The organism is Paenibacillus sp. ov031 (genome assembly GCF_900143165.1).
Lineage (GTDB): Bacteria > Bacillota > Bacilli > Paenibacillales > Paenibacillaceae > Paenibacillus > Paenibacillus marchantiae.
On the sequence record NZ_FRDO01000002.1, the window covers coordinates 555350 to 573954 of the forward strand.

The window sequence follows — 18605 nt, forward strand, 5'->3', positions numbered from 1 at the left end:
GGATAATGGAGACAGAGGCTAAACAGAAGGAAGGAATAACCCATGATCATTGATGTACAGCATGTTACTTGGAAAAGGGGACCAATCACCCTGCTGAACGATGTCAGCTGGCGTGTAAACGAAGGCGAACATTGGGCATTGCTTGGCCTGAATGGTTCTGGTAAAACCACACTCCTGAACATGATCACCGGATATCTCTGGCCCACAGAAGGTACAATATCTGTGCTCGGACACCGTTACGGGGATGTGGATTTGCGTGAGCTGCGGAAGTCGATTGGCTGGGTCAGCTCCTCCCTTCAGGAGAAATTGTATGGCACCGACCGCACCCAGTATGTCGTGATTAGTGGCAAACACGCCACCATCGGACTATACGATAAACTGTCCGACGAGGATCTGGATCAAGCACGAGAATTGATGCATACGCTCGGCTGTCAGCATCTGTGGGATCGCGAATACCGTACCTGCTCCCAGGGGGAGAAGCAGAAGCTGCTCATTGCCCGAGCCCTGATGGCTAACCCGCGTGTTCTCATTCTGGACGAACCTTGCAATGGGCTCGATCTGTTCTCTAGAGAGCGGCTACTTGAAAGTATCAGTGAGCTGACGCAGAAGCCGGATACCCCTTCGCTCATCTACGTGACTCATCATACGGAGGAAATATTGCCTGTGTTCAGTCACAGCCTGCTGCTCCGGCGGGGTGAGATCGTGAATAGCGGATTAACCAGTGAGTTGATGAACAAAGACGTACTGAGTAACTTTTTTGAATCACCTGTGGATGTGGACCGACATGGAGAACGTGTATATGTCAGAGCATCGGATAAATAATTTTTTATATCTACTCACAGTCAGAATAGTCGAAGCAGCCCAAAATCTTATCCACATGTGGACAGGTTTTTGGGCTCTTTGGCTATATTATGAATTATCCACAATTTTCTGTGTATTATTTCCGGGCAGACAGGAATAAAAACAACGGAATCCGCTGTCTGCGCAGGTACGTCTCCTCGTTCACAAAATGCTGACGCTGAGGCGCCGATTCCCGCAGATGCTGTACTTGAAATCCTGCCTGTTGTAATGCCATATAGTAGGATTCGATGGAACGATGCATTTTTTTCACCGTACCTCCAAGCCATTGCTGCTCCCGAAATCCCTCCACAAAATACTGATCGACAACCCAGTTGGTTCGGACCCCCGAAGGCTGCAACGTTGACGTGATCACAGGATGTTCTACCGAAAATACGAATGTGCCATTCTCTTTTAACGTATGGTATACCTTGCGAAATAGGCTGTCCACATCCTCAATATAATGAATCGCCAGTCTGGATATGACCAGATCATATGTATCTGCGGGATAGCTCCAATCTTCCATATACGCTTGCTCAATCTGTGCGTTCTGACCCTTTATCGATTCATTAGCTACCTGAATCATATTCACTGAACCTTCAATTCCTGTGTAACTGCCACCACGGTGGGCGGGACCCAACAGTTCTGCTCCGAACCTTGCATCCCCACAGCCGAGATCCAATATGCTCAAGCCCCCAACGTCTCCGACTAACTCCAGCATTACAGGCTTCTCCAACGTATCATTGGCATTCTCCTGCCACTGCCGGCGTTCCATATACTTCTCGAAATTGGCCCCATCTTCGTAAAAATCCGATCCCCGTTCGCTCATTGCGCAACCCCTCCGTTACTGTAATGAAGTTCAGCTCTCATATTCAGCCTGGAAGATTATACAGAATATCGGCATAGGTTTCTACAGCAAAAAGGCTGTCGCCCGAAATACTCCAGCAGACAGCCCTTACGTATTAGAAGATGATGATTATAATGGCTCAGCCAAAACGCTGCGTTTTGTACCATTTGCTCTCACGTTTCTTGATCTTGTCCATTACCAAAGAGTAGAAAGCTTTGATCGAGATAAGAATAAACAGCTGCGCATACGTAAAATAGGATACACAGGCGTATATGAAATTACGAGTATTGCTCTGTCCAATGTCTGCCGCGAGTGCAAGATTGATCTGCAATACATATATAAAGTACATAAACGCCCATCCAATGACGAGAAATACATACGCATCTCCGGCAAATTGGAACGGTGAACTCACTCCCGGTTTGAATATCGCAATGACCTGGTAGACCAGATTAACGAGAAAGATGATATCCGATACAATGATGGCGAGCATAAACCAAAAGTAACTGACCGCATAATAGATAACCAACAACTTGTTACGCCAGCTGGACCGGTTGAACAGGTTATGGATATTATCCAAAACAACCTGGTAGTTCCCTTTTGCCCATCGTTCACGCTGCTTCATATACACGCCGACCTTTTCCGGCTCTTGTTGATAGGCTTCTGCCTGGGGCGCAAGGGCAATGAATTGCCCTCGATTCAAAATCTCAAAGGATAATGCCGTATCTTCCGTGATCGCTGTAACATCCCAGCCGCCAATCTCACGAATTAGCTCCGTTTTAATAATATAATTGGTCCCCGGAATGGAACCCAGCTGGAATAATTCCCACAGCCCTGTGTGGTAAACCCGCTGTGATGTGATGATCTCCAGATTAATGCATTTGGAAAGGAAGTTCTGTCCCCGGTTCCGAGCTTTATTTCTGCCAAACACGACACCGTATTGTTCCGGGTTTTCCAAAGACTTCTGTGTTAGAAACATCAGGGAATTCCGCTCAGGGGCAGCATCTGCATCAAAGATGCAAATCCACTCACCCGTAGATATCTCTAGACCGTCATTCAATGCACCAGACTTGCCTCCCGTACCCTTACGCTCCATAACAGTCACATTCCGATGTACATAACTGGTTTGGCTCAGAAATGTCCGCAGCTTCTCCGCTGTATCGTCCGTGCAGTTATCCGCAATAACGATGATCTGAACCTTATCTTCAGGATAATTCAGACGCAGGATATGCTCCACGGTAGCTACAATAACCAATCCTTCATTATGTGCAGGTACCATGACGGTTACGGTTGGATAATGATCCATGTTCTTAGGAATCTGAATCCCCTTTTTGTCCTGTTTTTGGATAAAACGAACGGCTCCAGCCATAATGACTATGGATTCAAATACGGCAATCCATATACTAAATATCGATAATAGCAATATAAAATCAGCCACTTACCTTCCTCCGATCGTACTTGCGATTCACCTTGGATCGAAAGCGAAGAGTGGCAATCGTTAATACAATTGTAAAAACCGCGAACATACAGCTGACGGCGATGCAGATCGGGATGAACCATGACATATAGTCCACAGAGCATCTCTCCTTTCCCGCTAGTTTTAGATATACTCTCCAATGAGATCTGTCTCTGTGTTCCGTTCCAGCGCGGCAATAACAGCATCAATATCCTCATACTTGCCGAACTGTTCCTTCTGGAATACCAGTGCACCGGATCGAATAACCGTCTGTAGTTCATTGCCTTTTTTATCAATCATCTGCAGGTCCATCATCGCTTTTTTGATCCGTTCTGTAAGCACTGGCAAGTGCCCCACATCGGTCATCGGGCAAATGATCACAAACCGTCCCCGATCCACATAAAACTTGTAATCCTCATACCGGATTTGCTTTTGGATCGTATTGGACAGCTCAAGCAGAAACTGTGCATATCGTACGGAACCAAGTGACTCCAGTACCAATGGCAAAAATTCAATCTTGAACATGGCCATGCTGAACCCATATTGCTCCGAATAACGTCTGGCAAGATTGCTTTGCTTAATGACCGTATCGGCAAGAGCTTCCTTGTTGCCCAAGGATGTATCTGGATCAATCTGCGGATTACGTTCCTGCAGCTCCTGCAGACGTTCCATGACACGGGCACTGCGCACAAGACTTGCCTTAACAAAAGCAGCCACAGCCACATTAGCCGGGATTAATAGCCACCATGAGAACGTAAGCACATTCACATCTGCATAGGTAACAAGCCAGACAAAGTAAGAGACCAGATATACAAATCCGGCGACGACAGACACTCCGACAGGTATCACAAAACCAAGAACCAGCGCACCAAGCGAGGCGATACTGAACACCACATCCAGTATGGTATAACTCTGATTCATATAAATTTTAAGATAGACAACGAGTTGCTGGATCACGGCTAATCCGATCAAACTGGCATATCCCCATGCAATAAGACGAATGGGTGCTTTGTTCCTCATAGTTACCTTCTCTCCAGTAGAATTTGATAGTGATAATTATAATACAACAAATTATGACATGATTAGACAAATATTATGCTAACATAATATTAAAAATATAAAATGACAGAATAATTACTTTTTAAGGAACTTTTGTAATTCAGTCTCGCCAAGTAAAGGGAATAGGTTATCAAACATATGTGTATTGCCATCAAATACGTACCCTCCCGGATAAGCGTTATCCAGACTGCGCAAGGCGATCATATGGTTATACAGCTGTTTGGCCCATTTTGGATCACCAGATTGAACAGCGAGCAGCATGGCGAGTCCATAAACGGATGGAGATTCATAGGATACGGCGGGTGTACGCCCCGTACGTTTATATTGGCCCGGCAACTGATGACGGGTATCGAATTCTGTTTTCAGAAAAGCAATAAGCTTGTCCGGCGTCCGGTTGGTTGCCGTTAAATGGTTGGCGACAATTAGCTGATCAATTAGATTGACCGTATCATCATATGTATATTCTTTCGTTACAACATTAAAGGTTTTAGGGTAAAATACGCCGTCATCCGGCATGCTTTTCAGCAGAGATTCGTATTTGTTACAGGTTCCTGGTTCCAGCATTTCATGCTCTTCCATCGCTTGCAGCGCCTGCAGATCAATATAAACCAGACTTAATATATCCGGTGAATGTCCATTAGCGAAATCGTGAAAATCAACATAATACCCCTTGGTCTGAACGGATTGCGTCAGTGTACGGACAATATGATTGGCTGTTCCCAGCTTCTCCTCCCGGCCCTGCTCCCATTGATCTGCCGCCTTCAATAATGCCCCGACGATTCGAAAATCATCGCCAAGCGCATTGGTGGTCACATGAGACTTCCCTTCCGCATCCAGCTTCCAGGCAATATAGTTTTGAGGCATCAGGAAATAAGTCTTTAAGAGATCATAACTCTGCTCAAATAACACCTGATCGTTCTTGGTTACGGCGTATTGCATCCACAGTCCGATGGATTCAGACAAAGCCTCCCGACCTGCCACAATATTTGGATCTTCTGACGAAGCATCCTGAAGATAAGTGGCCAGTGTGCCATTCGAATTGGTCATATGATTCTGTACAAAAGAGACTGTCGGGGATGGATCGTTCATCACAAACCGCTCCTTCATAAAAATAATCCATGCTGCCGCGATACCAACTGCCAGTATGACCAACCACACCAGTCTTTTCCGGTTCATGACCTGCATATTTCCCTCCTGTGTTGTTACAGCTCTGGAATATCACTCTTTGCTCATTCAGATTGATCCATATAAGGTCGGCGGCCGCCCTTTTTGACGAATTTCCAATCCACCTCAATATTGTGGCGCATCCGGCGCAGCAGCTTAACCGCAATCTCAATCTCTTCCTCCGTTAAGCCCTCCAGCGTTACCTGGTCCGAATGAACACCCTCCCTGCGGATGAACTCCCAGGCTTCAAGACCCGCATCTGTCGGATATAACAACTTATTCTTTTTATTACCCATTGCCGACTGTTTGACGACAAACCCGTCCGCTTCCAGTTTGCTGATGGCTCTGGCCGCAGTGGTCCGATCCACTTTGATTAATTCAGCGAGCTGGTTGGGGATAATACCAGGATTCTCACATATGCGATAAAGATACAAATACTGTCCACGAGACAAGTTCAGATGTTGGAATTCAACGTTGCTGATTGAATCCAAACAGCGGGCAATCATGCCGATTTCACGCAACACTTCTTTTTTTTCAGTCAATGGATTCACCCCTCTATAAAATTGTTGCATTCGCAACATAATTGATGATATAACTGAATTGAATCAGTTTAAATTTTAAACATGATAACACATCGAACAGGTATATATTCAAGCTATCTACCAGTTTACCATGCCAGAATAGAATTACGATTGACTAAAGGAGAAACATTCATGAATACAACTATTGTTGAAGCTAATAACCAGGAATTGCTCGATGCCTGCTTCGCCATTCGTACCGCTATTTTTGTTGAAGAGCAAGGGGTGCCGGCTGAGGACGAATTCGATGCTTATGATGCACTGGATACGGAAGCAAAACATATCCTGCTCTACGTAGACGGCGTTCCTGCCGCCTCTTCCAGACTACGTGTGGTCGAAAATGTTGCCAAATTGGAACGGATCTGTGTCATGATCGATTATCGGAAACATGGACTTGGTCGTGTGCTGATCGATAAGCTGGAGCAGATGGCTCTCGCTCAAGGGCTGGAGAAAGCCAAGCTGCACGCACAGGTACAAGCCTCAGGGTTCTATGAACGTCTCGGATACACGGCAGTCTCGGACGTATTCATGGAAGATGGCATTCCTCATCTGCTGATGACCAAGAACTTAAAATAAATATCAAAAAGAGCATTCTCAAAGTTCAAGAACAAGACTTTGGGATGCTCTTTTTGGTTTCTAATGAACCCAGTCAGTGCTATTAATGGAGATTCAACCATTTTGGGATTGTAACGAATCGTACACGCCTTAGTTTCTGTTTTGCAAACTAGCTTGCACCTTCTATATCAATTTGACTGCAATAACGTGACAAAGAAGCCAGGCGTTAACCTGACTTCTTCTCTTGCATCCTTATCCCAAAGCCAGACGACCTGGCTGAGATTCAGTGGCATTATTTTTCATCTGCTTACTGCGCAATTGTCCGCATGCTGCATCGATATCGGTACCATGTTCCATGCGTACAGTTGCGTTAATGTTATTCTTTTTCAACGTATCATAAAAGCCCAGAATGGACTCTTCCGTACTCCGTTGATACTGACTGTGCTCATCCACCGGATTATACGGAATCAGATTGATGCTGACCATACTCTTACGACTGGACAACAGTTCAGCCAGTTCTGCTGCATGTTCCCGCTGATCGTTGACGTCCCGGAGCAAAATATACTCAAACATAATACGCTTGTTCGTCGTAGCCAGGTAATAATCCACTGCATCCATCAATTGTTCAATCGGGAAGGCCCGGTTGATCTTCATGATATGTGTCCGCAGTTCGTTATTCGGTGCGTGCAGGGAGATTGCTAGATTAACCTGCAGACTGCTGTCTGCAAATTCCTTGATCTTGTCAGGTAGCCCACTCGTGGATACGGTGATCCGTTTAGCCGCAAGCGCCAGTCCTTTACGATGCTTGATCACTTCGATGAAGTCAGTCATGTTCTGGAAATTGTCAAACGGCTCGCCAATTCCCATTACGACCACGTTAGTTACCCGCTCGCCTTGACCAGCTGCATCAAGATACTGTTGTACATGCATAATCTGTTCTACAATCTCACCACCGGACAAATCGCGGCTCTTCTTGATCAGCCCGCTCGCGCAGAAGCTGCAACCAATATTACATCCCACTTGAGTAGTTACACATACAGTGAGACCGTATCTTTGGCGCATTAAGACCGTTTCAATCAGATTACCGTCCTGCATACGCAGCAGAAATTTCACGGTGCCGTCTGCGGATTCCTGCTTCACATGTTCACTCAGCGAGTTCATCGTGAAGTGCTCGGAAATGACATCCAGGCATTCCTGACGCACGTCCGTCATGTCTGTAAAATCGTGCACACGCTCCTGATATAACCATTCCCAGATGCGGGAAGCACGGGATTTCTTCTGTCCGTGCTCCGGCAGCCAGTCACGTAGTTGCTCTAATGTTAATCCATATATGGATGATTTAATCATGTTATTGTCCTCTTTTCGCAAAAAGCATATGGCTTATCGGTCTATCGAAAAAACCTCTACTCTGTATTGTCCCAAAATTGACGAGGGAACACAAGGGCTTTTGCATTTCTTCCAAGAGGTTTTATCAATGGCAAATCTGCACAGTAGCTTACTTCTCCACTTCAATTCCCAACCGTTTAGAAGTGAATAATACCGGAGGTGTGCAGCAGAACCAGAAGCACCAGGATTGGCGCTATATAACGCAGCATGAACAGCCATACCCGGAACCAGCCTGCACGCAGGCCGGAAGCTTCGGCTGCCTTTTTCCAGAAGTATCCGGCAAAAATAGTAACGAGCAATCCACCAATCGGAAGTAAAATGTTGGACGCCATAAAGTCCATCCAGTCGAACACACTCTTCGAGCCAATCTTCCATTCAGGGAATAACCCGAGCGACAATACCGAAGGAAGCCCAACGATGAAGACCGCAAGTGAGATGGTCCATACCGAACGACTCCGGCTCCAGGATAGTCTCTCCATGAAATATTTCACCGGAACTTCCAGCAAGGATACAGCCGAAGTTAACGCCGCAATCGCTAGAAGCACGAAGAACAACCCACCAAACACGAAGCCCAGCGGCATAGCCGAGAAGGCTGCCGGCAGAGCCACAAAGATCAGCGACGGGCCCTGATCTGGTGCAATCCCGAAGGAGAATGTCGTTGGGAATATGATCAGACCGGCAATGAATGCATAGATCAAGTCACCCGCACCGACAGCAATGGTTGCTGCACCGAGCGATTGATTTTTATCAACATATGAACCGTATGTCACGAGAATACCCATACCCAGCGATAGGGAGAAGAAAGCATGTCCAAGCGCAACAAGCGCAGATTCGGTCGTGAGTTGCGAGAAGTCAGGATTCAGGAAGAAGGAAACTCCCGCACCAGCTCCCGGCAAAGTCACTGCACGAACCATCAGGATAATGAGCAGAACGAGCATCGCTGGAATCAGCACTTTGTTAAATTTCTCGATCCCATTCGATACCCCTTTGGCTACGATCCAGCCTGTAATCAGAACTGAAATCAGCTGCCAGACAATCGGCATATAACCGCCTACAAAATCACCAAATTGCCCAGCATAGTCAGGATTGTTATACAGCGTGCCGCTGAATGACGTCACTGCATATTGCAGCGTCCAGCCTGCAATGATGACATAAAAGGAAAGAATGATAAACGGCGTCAATACTTGCAGCAAACCAGCCGCAAGCCACCCTTTTTGCCCACCCGCTTTAATAAAGGCCGTAGCCGCGCTTCCTCTGCCGCTACGACCAATCGCAAGCTCAGCCAGCAATACGGGCAGACCAATCAATAGGAGACAAACGATAAAGAGCAGGAAAAACGCCGCTCCCCCGTTCTCTCCCGTAATATAAGGAAACTTCCACATGTTGCCGAGACCCACTGAACTACCAATGGCAGCCAGGATAAATCCGGCCTGTGAGAAGCGTTCACCTTTGCCCGGTTCGTCTTGATTCAAATTGGAATTACTGGACTTACTGAAATTCATTATATCTACTCCATCTGTTCTAAGATTTTCCGTTATTATATAACAGTCATCCACTCAGGTCATTCGAAAATCGAAATTAATCGAAATGTTATTTATTTACAGGAATGTCTACATTAAATATGCTGCCCTTGCCTTCTTCCCTTAACAAAGCAATCTGACCATGATGGGCTTCCACTATCCACTTCGCAATCGCAAGCCCTAAACCGTGTCCTCCCGGACCACGTGTACGTGTTTTGTCCCCACGATAAAAGCGATCGAAGATTCGCTCCACATCCTCCGGCCTGATGCCAACTCCCGTATCTGCTACAGACAAATGGAAGATAGGACGTCCCTCTTCATCCCGATCCGACAGCACCACGCGAACCTCCCCACCCCGTGGAGTAAACTTCACAGCATTATCCAGCAAAATGGTCAGTACCTGTCTCAGTTTCTCCGGATCGCCATTGAGAACCATCTTATCAGGCCCTTCCAGCTCCATTAGAATGCCCTTTGCCGCTTTGAGACGCCGAATGGATTGCATCGTCTTTTCGGCAATCGGACGAAAATCGAAATCCCGCTTGACCAGTTCAAGCTCATCCGAGTCAGACCGTGCCAGAACGAGTAGATCTTGCACCATACGTGTCATTCGCCTGATCTCATCTTTCATGTTGGAAAGGGTTCTTCTGGCAAAAGAAGGTGCGTCCTGTCCAAGCTCCAGCTCAAGGGCGTTAACGGATGCCAGCAGCACGCTCAGCGGAGTGCGCAGCTCATGAGAAGCATCTCCTACAAACTCACGTTGTCGATTGTAGGATTTCACAATAGGAACCATCGCTTTACGGGACATCAGCCAACCGATGAGACAGGCAATAAATACAAACAGAATCGCCAATAAAATTAGCAGCATTAGCAGCCTGTGCAGCAGTTTGTATTGCGGCGTTACATTAATACCCGCATAGAGCGTCATTTCTGGACCATTCTTGGTCAGCACGTTCTGGCCGGTTACCATCAGATGGAGAGTCGATGGTGCAACAGGTGCAGCATCTTCCTCTCCGTTATCCAATACATCTGCGGGAACGCTCAGGCTTACCTCTTTAATCTCCTTGGCACGTGGTTTCCAGTCCTGTACAAGCCCCAGAAGGTCTGAACGCATCCCAGGGAACATTTCATTGCCTGAGATCACTTTGCCGTCCGAACCGAGGACATAATAAAAGAACTGGTCGCTGCCCGATCCCCATAACCTTCGATTATCCAGCGTATCTCCGGCCTTGCCTTCTTGCATATTCTTTTCCACCAAAGCCCGCTCAACCGCAACGAGAGAGAGAAGATTATCCTTCTGACCATTGATGACAATGTAAGATAACAGAACATAGACCACGCCTACAAATAGTGCAAGCAGCACAATCGTCAGGCTGCTGTATGTGAGGGTAAGTCGACCCTGCGTACGACCGAACAAATTTCCTTCAGTTCTTCCTGGGTGGATGCCTTGTTCGTCTCTACCTATTCGTTTTCTATTATTCAAGCTTGTAGCCCACCCCTCGGATGCTATGGATCAGGTGTTGTTTGTTGAATAGCTCAAGCTTTTTGCGCAGCAGCTTAATCGTGGCATCCACAATTTTGGTCGAAACGTCCGAGTCGTACCCCCAGATCCGTTCCAGGATTAATTCGCGGCTGAGGGTAGCGCTCTTGTTCCGTAACAACAGATCCAGCATCTGAAATTCACGAGGGCTTAACTGGATGACCTCCTCTTCCATACTCAGCGTCAGGCTGGAACGATTCAGATACAGACCATCCAGCTCAGCAACCTCTTCCAGCAGCGGTGCATAATTACGGCGACACAAGGCTCTCAGCCTGGCTTGAAGCTCTTCCAATTCAAATGGCTTCACCAGATAATCGTCTGCTCCTGCATCCAATCCCTGAACCCGGTCACACAGCGCGTCCTTGGCGGTTAACATCAAGATTGCTCCAGCATAGCCGTTCTCTCTTAATTTCTTGCATACGGATAGCCCTGTCCATCCAGGCAGCATCCAGTCCAGTACAGCCACATCATAATGAGAATCCATGCAATAGTGATAGGCGTCTTCCCCATTTCCCACCCATTCTACAGTCCCAAAGCCGGTTTTCTCCAACATATGAACAATCAACTCACCCAACAAGGAATCATCTTCAGCAAGCAGTATGCGGTGTGTAGTCAATGTGAACCTCCTAAGAAGCAGTATGTGATAAAGACGAGCACGCCAACCCTGCCCGGTTTAATTTTCAAACATTCTCGCACTTCCAGATGGTCCGTGTCCAATACATCGCGTTTGTAAAAATACCCCAGTCTGTCTTTCTCCGTTTTTTCACCTTTCGGGATTACAGTAAGGGTGCAACAAAAAATAAATCAAAATTAGGAGTGAATGTACAATGAAAAAATGGATTCCTGCCATGCTGGGTGCAACGATGATCTTCTCTGCCACATCGGCTTCAGTATTTGCCGCCACCCCGACCGCTGTAACTCAAGTCTCTGCTGCAACGAATGCCAAGGTGAGTTCGAATGGATATAATATCAGTCTGGATCAGAACTCCCTGTGCTCCAATACATCGCTGCAAAAAGTACTCGGCCTGAGCAAAACGGAATTGCAAAAGCAATTCCAGGCTGGTAAAACGTTGGCGGATCTGGCTAAAACAAAGGGCGTCAGCACAACTAAAGTAACCAACGCCTTGTTGCAGCCACAGCTGACCAAGCTCGCAAGTGATCAGAAGTCCGGCAAGCTCACGCAAGCCAAAGTGGCTTCTATCAAGACAGACCTGACCAAGCAGCTGAATAATTCCCTGACCAAAAAAGTGACCACCGTAACGACGGTAACAACAACGTCTACGACCACTTCAACCACATCCAAGACGGCTGCGGCTACAGCAAAATCAACGGATACCACGTCATCCAATAACCTGACTAGTCTGAATAAATCTGCCGCGGCATCTGCACTCAACCTGTCGCAAACGGAGTTGAATCAGCAAATCAAGGCTGGTAAATCCATCGTTGATATTGCCAAGGATCAGGGCGTAGACAAGAGCAAAGTCATTAATACTGTCGTAACCAAAGAAAAAAGCTGGGTCACTTCTCAACTGAATGAGTCCTGGAAAAACACGACCGGTACTTTAACCACAGAGCAGCAGCAATTCAAGGACAGCGGTTATTTGGCCAAGGCTGCCCAGTTGTTCAACACATCCGCAGATGAGCTGCAAACCCAACTGAAGAATGGAAAAACGTTAACTGCGATTGCCAAAGAAAAAGGCGTGGATTCCAGCAAACTGACGGAAACACTCCATACCTATGCCAAAGAGCAAGTAACCGAGCAATGTAACCAAGCCAGCTAATCCCCTTCCCCATTAACCCCAAACTACCACCAAACCATAAAAAGAGAGGGTCCTGTTCACAGGACCCTCTCTCCATCTATTGCATGATACATCTTTTCACTTCCTTGGCTTTCAGCAAACTTTAAGCTTCCATCCGAGTAAAACATGACCCAAAATTCATCCCTTTTTCAGCTTGGTCACCTATACTTGCACCAATCTCAATCGCCCATGCTGAGGAGGAGAAGGATGAACACACTGAGCTACAGAGATCCAAATACCCGATGGAACAGGCATTTCTGGCTGTATGCGGCTCTAATTTTCACTGGCGGTCTATTGCTGCGTTTGTACCTTGGAACACAATTCAGGGGTTATATCGGAGATCAGTCCCTGTTCGTCGATTGGATGAATGCCGTCCATCAATACGGGGTTCGTGAATCATACCTGTATGGAAAAGATCAGAACTATCCCCCCGTGTTTATCTTCATTCTGGGGTTGTACCGCTGGATACTGGGTGGGCTCGGCATAACCGCCTCAGCTGGCAATCTGTCCCTGAAAATACTGCCTATCGCCTTTGATATGCTGTCCTTGGCGGTCTTGACTCTTACATTCAAAAAGCTAAGCTCTGGTGCACGGTTGGTTCTGCTTGCAGTTCTTTCCTTCAACCCCGGTCTGCTGGTCGACAGCGCCATGTGGGGACAGATCGACATCCTGCACAGTACATTAATGGTGCTGTCTACCGTTCTGCTGCTATGTAATCCTCTATTGGCGGGTGTATTGTTCTCCGTTGCCCTGCTGGCAAAGTTTCAGGCGATTGTCATTGTTCCGGTGATCGGTATTGTATTACTACGCCAGCTTTATCACAGGCGATTTCGCGGCACGTTTCTATTTGTAGCAGGATTAATGATGGCTATCCTGCCTGTGCTTCTCTATTTTGCTGCAAACGGAACCCTCGGCACCATGCTATCCAACGCCTACGGAAGCGCCGTTAATATGTATCCGCAGCTTTCGCTGAACGCCATGAATATCTGGTATCACCTGCTTGGTGATCCGGGAACCAGCGATGCTACGGTGTTGTTTGGCATAGTAACGTATAAAATGTTTGGTCTGCTGCTGCTTGCCATTGCCGTGGTTGGAGTAGCGGCCTATCTACTGCTGATTAAGGAAATTCGTATTCCATCCCTGCTCATTGCAGGTGCAGCGGTGAATCTCGCCTTCTTTATGCTGCCAACGGAAATTCATGAGCGTTACAGCATACCTGCTTTGTTATTCTTGGTTCTAGTTCCGTTCTTTGAACGTAAATGGATGTACGCTGCAATCACCTTCTCCCTGACTACATACGTAAATATTGCCATGATCATGAGCACGGGCTCTGGTGGCGACTTTGGAGCTGGGGAAGGGCTATCTCGCATCGGTGGTGAGCATGGTAACTTTGGCGGAGGACATGGAGCGAGCTTTAGCATGCACGGTTCGGGACTGACCAATGGCTTGATGTACAGCATGGGTATTTCCATTGCGATGATCCATATCGTGATCCTGCTCTGGGTTGTATTTGCCATGACCCGTGAAATTCTGGATGGACGAAAAAAACGTAGCTGAATATTATTTTGCAAGAATAAAAAAGAGGTGTTCCAACAGCCATTTCCATGGTTGCCGAAACACCTTTATTCCCATTAAATTTTAATTTCAAGCAACTCATATTTGATAATGCCCATCGGCGCATTGACATGAATGACACTGCCTACTTCTTTGCCCATCAGTTCTTTGCCAAGCGGGCTTTCGTACGATATTTTGTTATCAGCAACATCCGCCTCGGCCGGACCAACCAGCATGTATTCAATCTTCTCGGCGAATTCGATATCATTAAGCAGAATAGTTGAGCCAATGCTTACTTTGTTCGAGTCGATATTGTCCGAAGTGATGACTCTTGCTTTGGTCAGCATTTTCTCCAGAATCAAAATGCGGGTTTCCATAAAAGCCTGATCATCTTTGGCTGAATGATACTCACTATTTTCCTTCAGGTCACCGTAACTGATCGCGAGTTTCAGACGCGCCGCCAGTTCCTTACGCTTCACCGTCTTTAATTCCCTCAGTTCGTCCTCCAGCTTTTCCAAGCCTTCCTGTGTCAAAATCACTTCATCATTAGCCATTTTTTCCATCTCCTAATCTTGCTTTCTATCTATATTCTAACCTATATCCACTCCAAACGGTTAACATACCAAGAAAAAGAAATAACGCTCCCATTGATGGAAAGATGTGTATGCGTAACCTTTACTGTTACTTACTATATATAGGTAATAAACCTAGAATCATCTCAATACGATGTCGCATTTTTTCTATAATGGTCATTATTGCCATATAAAGTCTTCTAACCTACAATAGACGATACTGCTATCGAAGGAGGAAATATTTTGTATGCAACGATTCAATTCATAGGACTCTTCCTGATCCTTCCTGCTGCCTCCGGGTGGATTATGTTGAATAGTTTCCTGAAAAAGGCTTCGGGAAATGGCCGAAAACTTCTCAAGGTGTTCGAATTTATTTTTCTGACCATCACTCTATTGCTTTTCGCAGCAGGTCTTGCAATAGACAGTATGGGTGTTCAGGGAGGAGAACCCTTATCCATGTATGAAGACTCCGGCCTGATGGCATCCAATTACGCCACGCTGGATCACCGTAGTCTTCTTGTCCTTTTGGTCACGTTATTGCTTGGCTTGCTCGCTTATTTAGCAATGTTCACACGTCCAGGTAAGCTCTCACCGATCATTTACACCTTATGCAATAGTATCCTTGTATTAAATATCGTTTGGGGTATCGTCTATATCACGCATACTAGCATTGCTTGGTACACCGAGACGGGTATGTTCTTGATGTTTGCTGTGCTTCTGTTGCAGAGCAGCTATCTATCACTTATCTTCCTTTATATTGGTCGATTGAAACGTTCATGGGATGGCTTTATCGAGGCTACTCTGGTTGAATATCCAACGTCTATGGATATGGAGCATTTACCAAAATGGCAACGACTGCTATACCGGTCTATCATTCGCTTTCATACCGCCCCGATAGTGTGGACCATTCTGATGTTTCCCATACAGCTTGTTATACAATTGATCCTTGTTCTGTTTGGACAACGCCCGGATAGCGCCATTCGCGTATTTCTGGATACAAGCAGCTTCAATTACTCCAGACTGCCGGCTCCACCGCCAAATATGATTCCCGGTGATGGGCACTATCTATGTACAGTTGCAGCCGGTGGACATCAAAAATGGGTCAAACCCGTGCGAGCAGGCATACGACATGGCCACATCATTCACGTTAACCGGCAACTCATGATCGCCAACGCATTCGAGCATGTTATGGAGCAGTATACACCGCGGTTCCATGGCTTAGTTCGAGGTTTGTACAATCGCTATGGATATCCAATTAGTAAACATATTCGTTCCAAATGGACCGCCGATATCGTCTATCTATTGATGAAACCACTCGAGTGGCTATTCCTCATCGTCCTTTATACAACAGACGCTCACCCTGAAAACCGAATTCATATCCAGTACAGTGAGATGCGAGGAAAATATACACGTTTCTAGAAAAACGGAATTTTAACTGTACCGGTACAATTGAACCAAACCAGTGTATTCATTTTATCCGTTCACTTTTACAATGAATTCAGGGCAGCAGCAATTAATAATACGCCCACTACATGACTCGAGGTGATCTGGATGAATGTTACATTGACTCCATCTGAAATACAGGCCTACCTGAAACGGATAGGCATTCATAATATCAAGGAACCCACCCTGGAATTCCTATCCGAAATCCAGCAGGCACATGTGCAGCATCTATCCTGGCAAACGGTCGATATTTTTGCAGGTCGGCCTGCGGGCATTGATCTTCAAGAATCGGTCCAGCTTATATTGCAAGGCCGGAGTGGTTACTGTTTTCATCTGAATGGCGCATTCAGCGTTCTGCTTCGCTCTCTGGGATATACGGTGCATTGGCATCGTGCCGGAGTTCAGCCATTCGGAGAGCAGCCACGTGTGAACTCGTTCCATCTCGGTCTTTCCGTCTCTTTGCCAGGTGAAGACCCGAATGTGGAACGTTGGATTGTGGACGTCGGTCTGGGCGGCATGCCCTTTGAACCGCTTCCTCTTCGTTATGGAACCTACGGTTCGGCGCCATTTACGTATACATTAATGCCTTCATCTGTTGCTCCTGGCGGATGGCGACTTGAATATGAGCCGAACGGGCCAAGTGAGGGTGTCGACTTCGCTCCCGAAGAGCTTACCAACCTGGAGGAGTTCATTCCCAAGCATGAATTCTACAGCCAGTCAGCCGATTCGCCCTGGCATAACGCATTTTTGCTCCGTCAGAGGCATGCTCTCCAAAGCAACGAACTACGTGGATGTATGCTCCGGACGCATGACCGCGATGGTATCCGCAAAAAGGAGATTCAAACCTACACCGATTGGAAAGACGTATTAGCTGAGAAATTCCACGAACCGTTGGTGAATTACACAGAAGTGGAACGCAAAGAAATGTGGGGACGGGTACAGGCTGCACATGAGGAATGGAAAAGAACAAAGCAGGTATGAAGCGACACGCGCAGACCCGATAAACCGATGATTATAAAGGAAAGTGTGCAATCCATGCCGAATACATCGTCAGGTGATAAATGATGATAACGATTCAAATTCTTCAAGTTCCGGCAGAATTGCCGGAGTCATACTGGAATCTTTTTCTGTCGCGAGTATCTGAGGAAAGACGAGGACAAGCTTCACGTTTTGTACATCAGGCGGACGCCTATCGCTCTGTTCTGGGTGAAGTGTTGACCCGTGTGGCGCTGAGCAAGTTGACTGGCCTAAGGCCGGGAGAGCTTTCGTTTACCCGTAACAAATACGGCAAACCTTCCCTCAGTCACCATGCTGATGTTCAATTTAATGTCTCGCACTCTGGCGATTGGATTGCTTTAATCTCTGGCGGTGAGGCTGATCTGGGTGTGGATGTTGAAAAAATAGCGCCTATCGACATGAAGATTGCAGAGCGTTTCTTCTCTCTCACGGAGAGCGGATTCCTGACTGCGGAGCCCGCAGAGATGCAGCTGGAGACCTTCTACCGTCTATGGACGCTGAAGGAAAGCTACATCAAGGCCGTCGGCATGGGCCTGTCCATGCCACTTGATTCATTCTCCATGATCCGCAATGCTGACGGGAACTGGCACTCGCCAGAAGCAGCCGCATATCCATTCCTCAGCCTGCGGCTGGATCACGGTCATATGTTAGCAGCTTGTTCCGCAGGAGAAGATTTACCCACCCAGCCGGATGTCATCACAATCGAAGGGTTGTATCAAGCATTATTATGAAGGAGGGGTTACAAACCCCTCCTTCATTTTTTACATTTTATCAAAACGTGCATTAATCCCTTTCCGAACCATAATTTTCAAAAAAAATGATTAACATTCTGTCCAGTTAATGGTACTATAGGACCAAAAGGAAGAGAAGTAGGTAATATAGATCAGGTATTTATAACTATTTTCTACAGTACATACTTGTTAATGCTCGATTCTCTCTCCATTTATTATTTTAGAAGGAAGTGGACAAATGCATATCTTTTTGCAAAACAATGCAGGTGTGACCAAAAACGTTAAGGTTGGTTTCAGCTGGACAACACTCTTTTTTGGATTTTTTCCTGCGCTTTTCCGTGGTGATTTGAAATGGGCTGCCATCATGTTTTTGATTAGTGTTGCTCTTGGAGTCTTCACTGTGGGCATCGGAGCTTGGGTTAGTGGAATCGTATTCTCCTTCGTTTACAACAAAATTTACATTAAAGAATTGCTGGAGAAAGGCTACCGTCCTGCAAATGCTGAGTCTCAAGCGGTTCTTGAGAGAAATCAGATTATTGCTCGAGCAGCATAA

General features: G+C 46.5%; 19 protein-coding genes. 8 read left to right on the forward strand and 11 right to left on the reverse strand.

All coding sequences use genetic code 11. The features are described from left to right. Nucleotides 1–42 precede the first annotated feature (42 nt). The gene (locus BUA17_RS12630) at nucleotides 43–822 is read left to right on the forward strand and encodes an ABC transporter ATP-binding protein (protein WP_024629731.1); all 780 of its coding nucleotides are present in this window, start codon (nucleotides 43–45) and stop codon (nucleotides 820–822) included. 115 nt (nucleotides 823–937) lie between these two features. Here BUA17_RS12630 and BUA17_RS12635 read toward each other — a convergent pair whose 3' ends face one another. From BUA17_RS12635 to BUA17_RS12655, 6 genes are all read right to left on the reverse strand, one after another. After that, nucleotides 938–1666 (reverse strand): class I SAM-dependent DNA methyltransferase, encoded by a 729-nt coding sequence (locus tag BUA17_RS12635; RefSeq protein ID WP_063565903.1) that lies wholly within the window; start codon nucleotides 1664–1666, stop codon nucleotides 938–940. A 157-nt stretch (nucleotides 1667–1823) separates the two neighbouring features. Further along, a complete protein-coding gene (locus BUA17_RS12640; RefSeq protein WP_072733814.1) occupies nucleotides 1824–3119 on the reverse strand; it encodes a glycosyltransferase family 2 protein in 1296 nt (431 codons plus the stop codon). Beyond that, the gene (locus tag BUA17_RS31195; RefSeq protein ID WP_162842446.1) at nucleotides 3112–3255 is read right to left on the reverse strand and encodes a hypothetical protein; all 144 of its coding nucleotides are present in this window, start codon (nucleotides 3253–3255) and stop codon (nucleotides 3112–3114) included. Before BUA17_RS31195 ends, BUA17_RS12640 begins: the two co-directional genes overlap by 8 nt. 26 nt (nucleotides 3256–3281) lie before the next feature. Continuing rightward, nucleotides 3282–4157: a diguanylate cyclase domain-containing protein gene (locus BUA17_RS12645; protein WP_072733815.1), complete on the reverse strand. Its 876-nt coding sequence runs from the start codon at nucleotides 4155–4157 to the stop codon at nucleotides 3282–3284. Between the two features lie 114 nt (nucleotides 4158–4271). Continuing rightward, nucleotides 4272–5372 (reverse strand): glycosyl hydrolase family 8, encoded by a 1101-nt coding sequence (locus BUA17_RS12650; protein WP_348537072.1) that lies wholly within the window; start codon nucleotides 5370–5372, stop codon nucleotides 4272–4274. A 53-nt stretch (nucleotides 5373–5425) separates the two neighbouring features. After that, a complete protein-coding gene (locus BUA17_RS12655) occupies nucleotides 5426–5866 on the reverse strand; it encodes a MarR family winged helix-turn-helix transcriptional regulator (protein ID WP_240343003.1) in 441 nt (146 codons plus the stop codon). Nucleotides 5867–6073: 207 nt separating this feature from the next. Between BUA17_RS12655 and BUA17_RS12660 the strand changes: the two genes are divergently transcribed. Beyond that, entirely contained in the window at nucleotides 6074–6514 is a 441-nt protein-coding gene (locus BUA17_RS12660; RefSeq protein WP_072733817.1) for a GNAT family N-acetyltransferase, read from the forward strand. Nucleotides 6515–6745: 231 nt separating this feature from the next. On the opposite strand, the gene rlmN is transcribed toward BUA17_RS12660, so the two are convergent. The 4 genes from rlmN to BUA17_RS12680 form a co-directional block, all read right to left on the reverse strand. Then, on the reverse strand, nucleotides 6746–7840 hold the full coding sequence (gene rlmN / locus BUA17_RS12665; protein WP_072733818.1) for a dual-specificity RNA methyltransferase RlmN: 1095 nt from the start codon (nucleotides 7838–7840) through the stop codon (nucleotides 6746–6748). A gap of 176 nt (nucleotides 7841–8016) precedes the next feature. Then, nucleotides 8017–9381, reverse strand: a complete 1365-nt coding sequence (locus tag BUA17_RS12670) for a sodium-dependent transporter (protein WP_063565896.1) — start codon at nucleotides 9379–9381, stop codon at nucleotides 8017–8019. Between the two features lie 88 nt (nucleotides 9382–9469). Beyond that, nucleotides 9470–10879 (reverse strand): sensor histidine kinase, encoded by a 1410-nt coding sequence (locus tag BUA17_RS12675; RefSeq protein WP_139295657.1) that lies wholly within the window; start codon nucleotides 10877–10879, stop codon nucleotides 9470–9472. After that, entirely contained in the window at nucleotides 10872–11552 is a 681-nt protein-coding gene (locus BUA17_RS12680) for a response regulator transcription factor (RefSeq protein ID WP_072733819.1), read from the reverse strand. Before BUA17_RS12680 ends, BUA17_RS12675 begins: the two co-directional genes overlap by 8 nt. 211 nt (nucleotides 11553–11763) lie before the next feature. On the opposite strand from BUA17_RS12680, the gene BUA17_RS12685 reads away from it, so the two are divergent. Together BUA17_RS12685 and BUA17_RS12690 are read left to right on the forward strand one after the other, a co-directional pair. Beyond that, nucleotides 11764–12717, forward strand: coding sequence for a hypothetical protein (locus BUA17_RS12685; RefSeq protein WP_072733820.1), 954 nt, complete (start codon nucleotides 11764–11766; stop codon nucleotides 12715–12717). Between the two features lie 225 nt (nucleotides 12718–12942). Then, the gene (locus tag BUA17_RS12690) at nucleotides 12943–14292 is read left to right on the forward strand and encodes a hypothetical protein (protein WP_072733821.1); all 1350 of its coding nucleotides are present in this window, start codon (nucleotides 12943–12945) and stop codon (nucleotides 14290–14292) included. A gap of 74 nt (nucleotides 14293–14366) precedes the next feature. Here the strand turns inward: BUA17_RS12690 and greA are convergent, their stop codons facing one another. Next, nucleotides 14367–14843 carry a transcription elongation factor GreA gene (greA, locus tag BUA17_RS12695; RefSeq protein ID WP_063565893.1) on the reverse strand — a complete coding sequence of 159 codons (477 nt, stop codon included), beginning with the start codon at nucleotides 14841–14843 and terminating at the stop codon, nucleotides 14367–14369. Between the two features lie 261 nt (nucleotides 14844–15104). On the opposite strand from greA, the gene BUA17_RS12700 reads away from it, so the two are divergent. The 4 genes from BUA17_RS12700 to BUA17_RS12715 all read left to right on the forward strand — a co-directional run bounded on the left by BUA17_RS12700 (nucleotide 15105) and on the right by BUA17_RS12715 (nucleotide 18605). Beyond that, a complete protein-coding gene (locus BUA17_RS12700) occupies nucleotides 15105–16280 on the forward strand; it encodes a DUF6688 domain-containing protein (protein ID WP_083584692.1) in 1176 nt (391 codons plus the stop codon). 132 nt (nucleotides 16281–16412) lie between these two features. Then, nucleotides 16413–17285, forward strand: a complete 873-nt coding sequence (locus BUA17_RS12705; protein ID WP_072733823.1) for an arylamine N-acetyltransferase family protein — start codon at nucleotides 16413–16415, stop codon at nucleotides 17283–17285. 83 nt (nucleotides 17286–17368) lie between these two features. Further along, nucleotides 17369–18052 (forward strand): 4'-phosphopantetheinyl transferase family protein, encoded by a 684-nt coding sequence (locus tag BUA17_RS12710; RefSeq protein ID WP_072733824.1) that lies wholly within the window; start codon nucleotides 17369–17371, stop codon nucleotides 18050–18052. A 238-nt stretch (nucleotides 18053–18290) separates the two neighbouring features. After that, on the forward strand, nucleotides 18291–18605 hold the full coding sequence (locus BUA17_RS12715; RefSeq protein WP_024629712.1) for a hypothetical protein: 315 nt from the start codon (nucleotides 18291–18293) through the stop codon (nucleotides 18603–18605).